3 protein-coding genes are annotated in these 5,728 nt (G+C 53.1%); 2 read left to right on the top strand and 1 reads right to left on the bottom strand.

From position 1 onward, the window contains the following. Positions 1-643: 643 nt before the first annotated feature. Together IJG50_04855 and IJG50_04850 are read left to right on the top strand one after the other, a co-directional pair. Entirely contained in the window at positions 644-1,552 is a 909-nt protein-coding gene (locus tag IJG50_04855; protein ID MBQ3379180.1) for a hypothetical protein, read from the top strand. 36 nt (positions 1,553-1,588) lie between these two features. Continuing rightward, a complete protein-coding gene (locus IJG50_04850) occupies positions 1,589-2,863 on the top strand; it encodes a hypothetical protein (GenBank protein ID MBQ3379179.1) in 1,275 nt (424 codons plus the stop codon). Between the two features lie 1,217 nt (positions 2,864-4,080). Here IJG50_04850 and IJG50_04845 read toward each other — a convergent pair. Next, on the bottom strand, positions 4,081-4,665 hold the full coding sequence (locus IJG50_04845; protein ID MBQ3379178.1) for a helix-turn-helix domain-containing protein: 585 nt from the start codon (positions 4,663-4,665) through the stop codon (positions 4,081-4,083). Positions 4,666-5,728: the final 1,063 nt, after the last annotated feature.

Below are 5,728 nucleotides of genomic sequence, written 5' to 3'. Positions count from 1 at the left end.
CTTTATATTACGCCTTTGAATGAAAGGCGAAGATATAACAGCGCACCGGATAACGCCGAGCGGCTGGCGCCGCCGATAGGCGGTGTTGGAGCGAGGGAGCCCAGAGTCCGAGAGGCGGCAGTCTCTCGGAACTTTTGGTACTCCGGGGTCCCCTAAAAATACGCGAAGCGGATTTTTTGGGGTGGTCTGAGGTTACAAAAGTAGGCCCCCCCGGCAGGGGGATAAAGTCTTTAGAACGGAGTTCTAAAACAATTCCCTTGCTTTTAAGCAAGAAAAAGGATAATTAAAAAGGAGTCTTAGAACCTTGGTTCTAAATATGCGCCCCTGCCTCGCGTGAGGCATATACGAGAGGCATGGTGAGTACGCGCCCAAAATCACAAAAAAGTGTTGACAAGTGAGGTCTATTGTTATAGACTAAACAAGCGGGGGTCTATAAACGTAAACCAAAGCGGCGCCGTAAAGAAGTCTTAGAACCTTGGTTCTAAATTCCCGCCCGCGCCTCGCGGGAGGCCTATGCGAGGGGCGCGGGGAGCGGCGAGCTTTCCGAGAATTTTATATTGGGCATTGCGAAAAACAAAATATGATACTATAATACACATAGGGGAAAACATTTTGTAAAAAAAGCAAAGGAGATAATGAGACAATGAAAACAAAAATCATAAGATCGGTCTTGTGCATCGCGCTGGCCGTCGTGCTCGCGCTTACGTTCGCGGCATGCGGCGATCAGAAAAAGCCTGACGTAACGTATGAAAACGGCGGCTTTACGCTCGTCGTGCCGGGCGATCACGACGGGCTTCTTACCGTAGAGGCGCCCGAGTCAAGCGACGAGGGCATACTGTTCAGCGTTTCGGAAAAGGCGTCCATCGAAGCCGCCGAGGCTGTCGGCATGGATCCCGAAGGCGCGGGCTGGCTGTTTGCGATAGGCACGGTTAGTGAGGACGCGCTTCATCAGATGCTCTGCTACGACATGTCCGGCGCGGACGTATTTGCCAAAGGCGCAGACGGCACATACTATATGTATTATCATCCCACCGACGTGCGCATAATGCGCGACGGCGACATAAGCGACGACGATATGGCTCAGTGGAGCGCGCTCAACGAATGGGCGGCGTCCGTTCCCGAAAGCTTCATCGCAGGAAACGAGGGTCTTACCCCCGAAAAACGCGGCAACACCGACCTCGATATGTATCTTAACCGCGCGGCATATCTTGAGGACACGATCTACACGGTAAGCACCACCGAATTCGGCCCCAAGACGGGCGACGGCGCAGCGGCGCAGCCTTATGTGGACGTACTTACGAACGGCATGACGCTTGAGCGTATGGAAGAGGGCGAAGCACCCGACGGCGAGTATGTAGTGCTTTACTTCCCCGTTGACGATGTGCGCTTCGACTTCTTTATGGCTCAGGACAACGGAAGCTTTGTCCGCCAGATATGGAGCGGCAACGAGATGATCTATAAGATATCTTACGACGGCGATACAAACGCGGCGGCCGTTATGAACGAATGGTATCAGGCGCTTGCCAATCCCGGCGTTCTCCCGGTGGAATAAAAACGGCGCGTGACTTAGATGAACGGAGATAAAAAAGTGAGATCAAAGAGAACGTCTGTTTTATGTATAATACTTGCGGCCGTATTGGTATTTTCGTTTGCGGCCTGCTCAAATACGAATAAGACGGCGGACGCGACGTATGAAAACGGCGGCGTCACGCTTTCGATACCCTCGGAGTACGACGGCCTTCTTACCGTAGAAACGCCCGAGTACGACGGCTCCGGAAGGCTCTTCTCCGTTTCGGAGACGGCCTCCATAGAGGCGGCAAAGGCGCTGGGCGAGGACCCCCAGGGCGCGGGCTGGCTCTTTACGATAGTAAGAGTGAGCGAGGACGAGATGCATAAGATGCTCTGCGCCGATCGCAACAACGACAATTTCTTTGCAAAGGACGAAAACGGCGACCGCTACATCATCGCGCTTCCGTCGGACGTGCGCCTTGTCAGAGAGGAGTATACCGACGAGGAGCTTGAAAGCTGGGGCGAGCTTTGCGAATGGGCAGATACCGTGCCCGAAAAGATCATCGAAGATAACGAAGGCTTTACCGCGGAGGCTTACGGCTCCTCTGCGCCCGAAATTGCTCTGAGCCGCGCGGCTTATATGGACGGCGAAAGCTACGTTGTGAGCGCGGCGGGAAGCGAGCCGGCATATTCCTTCGACGGATTTGACGCAACCCCCTACGTTGAGCGCCTTACAAAGAACGCGGTTTATACCTATTCGGACCGCGAAGAAGCGGCAGGCGGCGAATACGTAGAGATATACTTCCCCTCTATGGACGTGCGCTTCGATTTCTTTGCAGGGGACGAGGGCGTAAATATCGTGCGCGAGACGTGGTCCGACATAGACGAAGATTGGTATTACGAGGTCACGCTTTCCGATGAGGAAACGAATACGCCGTACGAGATAATTACCGAATGGTATAACGCGATGTGCGACGCGGCCGATATGTCAGCGCTCGGATACACGCCCGACAGCCTTTTGGGCAGATGGGCCGAAAAGTTTGCCGGACGCGGCGTCATCACCGTTTTAAAGAGCGAAGAGGAAAATATGTACGACGTGCATATAGAATGGAGCAGCAGCGCGGCCGAGCTTTACGTTTGGGATATGAAGGCGGCTGCGGGCAGCGGCGGCGTTTTAAGCTATGAAAACGGCAGATGCGTCTTACGCACCTACGACGGAGACGAAAGCTATACCGAGGAGGTACAGTACGAAAACGGCGAAGGCTCGTTCGTTCTTAATTCGGCAAACGAGATAATGTGGCAGGACGACACGGGACACGCGGGCGACGATACCGTTTTTATAAGCGTGGACTAGAATGATGCAAAAGATAAAAAGGGCGGCGGCGTGCCGCCCCTTTTTTTATGAAAAAGCGCCGCTTTTTCAATTTTGATTTTTTTGCTTTGAAAGCAAGGGGAGTTATAGAACCAAGGTTCTATAACTCCTTTTCAAGTTTGCTTTTTCTTGCTTAAAAGCAAGGGAAAATTTTAGAACCAAGGTTCTATAACTCCTTTTCGCCTACGCGGCGGGCGGTTCTTTTGCAAACAAAAGAACCAAAATTTCCGGGGGACGCGGCAAGGGGAGTTGCGCGGCAGCGAAGGGCAAACTTAGTGCAGTCCTAATAGCCGCTTTCCCCCGGACCCCCTTTTTAGGGCCGACTTACAGCACTCATCATTCTAGATACTTTCTTCCACACGGGAGGTCCGCGGCCGAGCCGCTCCATGTCTTTGGTGCACGTTGGTTGTGGGCATCATTAAACAAGTTGCCTTTTCGAAAAAGCTCACTTCTAACGGGACCCAAAGTGTCGGGCGCACCGTGCGCCCGTCAAATTGGTGGAGAAGATATCTTGAATTGGCCCTCACATCGAGGAAGGCTGGAAGTATTACTTTAGATTACATCATTCTGGCCGAAGATGGCGAGACGTAAATCCGCACTAAGAGGCGCAGTATGGGTCGAGGGGTTTCCCCTCGTGAGGGGACGGGGGAGCAAAGCTCCCCGGCGGTTTTGGTACGCCGGGGTCCCCTAAAAATACGCGAAGCGGATTTTTTGGGGTGGATTGGCCGTGAAAAGTACGCCCCCCCGGCAGGGGGATAAAGTCTTTAGAACGCAGTTCTAAAACAATTCGCTTGCTTTTCAAGCAAGAAAAAGGATAATTGAATACGAATCATAGAACGCAGTTCTAGAGAAACTCCCTGACTCGTGTGGGGCTTCCCCCACTGTCATTCTGAGGAGCAAAGCGACGAAGAATCTTATTGCTGTAAGATCCTTCGCTGCGCTCAGGATGACAAAAGGGAGGCTCAGGACGACAAGGGGGGCACCGTGCCTCGTGGGAGGCGTATGCGAAGGAATACGGATTGCCGCGTCGGCTTACGCCTCCTCCGGGTGACCTGTAGGGGGAGGCGTCCCGCCTCGTGCGGGGGGTGGCTTCCCCTGTGTGGGGGGGACTTTTGCACGCCGCCGCCCCGGCAGGGGGATAGGAGTCGTAGAACCTTGGTTCTAAAAATTTGTCCTTGCTTTAAAAGCAAGGACGATTTTCAAAGCTTTCCGCGAAGCTCGACGACCTTGCCGATCACTTCGACGGGGAGCTTTTCTGTTTCTTCTTTTGAATAAAAAATAGGTTCGTAAGAGGCGTTTAGTGGGATAAGCATAACGCCGTCGCTTTGGTATTTTATCTTCTTTATCGTTGCGTCGTTGCCGTTTACCAAAACTATCGCAACGTCGCCCGTGTCGGCGCAGGGCTGACGGCGGACGATGACTACGTCGCCGTCGCAGATGCGCGGCTCCATCGAGTCGCCGCGAACTTTCAGGCCGAAGTATTCGCCGCGGCGCGCAAGCTCGGCGGGGATCTCCTCCCAGTCGAGCACTTCTTCTATCGCGTCTAAGGGTATTCCCGCCTGAACGCGTCCGAGGACCGGTATGCGCACGGCGGCGGGGGCTGCGCGCCCGTAAAGCGCGTCTACCGTGACTTCTAAAATATCGGCTATTTTAAGGATCATATCGGGCGAGGGGTCTCGTTTTCCCGTTTCCCATTGGCTTAATGCGGCGGAGCTTACGTTCAGCATTTTTGCCAGATCTTTTTGGGCGATGCCGTTGCGCTCCCGCTCTTCTCTAATTCTCATTTTGTTAACCCTCCTTATGTATAAAATATATCATTAAACGATAAAAAGCAATAATTTTAACAAAACGGAAAAATATTTTTTCAAACCCGTTGACAATTAACGATATGTTAATTATAATTTAAGCAAGGAGCGAGGGGTGTGCGACTCACCCGCGAGGCGCGGGCGGCTCATTAGAAGCAAGCTTCTAAGACTTCTTTTCTCGCTTCTCTTGCTTTGAAAGCAAGAAGAATTTTTAGAACCAAGGTTCTAATACTCCTTTTCAATTATCCTTTTTCTTGCTTGAAAAGCAAGGGAATTGTTTTAGAACTCCGTTCTAAAGACTTTATCCCCCTGCCGGGGGGCCTACTTTTGTAACCTCAGACCACCCCAAAAAATCCGCTTCGCGTATTTTTAGGGGACCCCGGCGTACCAAAAGTTCCGAGAGACTGCCGCCTCTCGGACTCTGGGCTCCCTCGCTCCAACACCGCCTCTCGGCGGCGCCAGCCGCTCGGCGTTATCCGGTGCGCTGTTATATCTTCGCCTTTCATTCAAAGGCGTAATATAAAGTATTACTTCGTGTCTTTTCGCCATGAGGGCGCATTCTATTAGCTTCCTTCCCCACTGGTGTTCCGCGGCCGAGCCGCTCCAAGTCTTAGGTTCCCGTTGGTTGTGGTCTGGCATTAAGCAAGCAGGCGGCCTCATTTGTCATCCCGCGCTCCCCCCTTGTCATCCTGAGCCTCCCCCTTGTCATCCTGAGCGAAGCGAAGGATCTTTCTGCAATAAGATTCTTCGTCGCTTCGCTCCTCGACAGTGACACGGGGGGAAGCCCCCCGCGAGGCGTGCCATCCCACACGGCAGGACGCCTCTCCCTACAGGTCACCCGGAGGAGGGCGACCTACGGGGAGAGTGCGCCCGCCGGAAGTGGGCTTTTCTCTAATAAGCAGCTTGTTTAATGCCACTTTCTTCTAACGGGCACCAAAGACATGGAGCGGCTCGGCCGCGGAACTCCAGTGATGGCTGTAAGTTTCTAGAATGATGAGTGCTGTAAGTCGGCCCTAAAAAGGGGGTCCGGGGGAAAGCGGCT

This window comes from Clostridia bacterium, assembly GCA_017405765.1.
GTDB lineage: Bacteria > Bacillota > Clostridia > Oscillospirales > RGIG577 > RGIG577.
This window is presented reverse-complemented; position numbering and strand designations above follow the sequence as displayed.

What these genes read in the sequence shown, in the direction of transcription:
- IJG50_04855 (MBQ3379180.1), top strand. Translation starts at nt 644, where the DNA reads ATGAAAACAAAAATCATAAGATCGGTCTTGTGCATCGCGCTGGCCGTC.
- IJG50_04845 (MBQ3379178.1), bottom strand. Translation starts at nt 4,665, where the DNA reads ATGAGAATTAGAGAAGAGCGGGAGCGCAACGGCATCGCCCAAAAAGAT.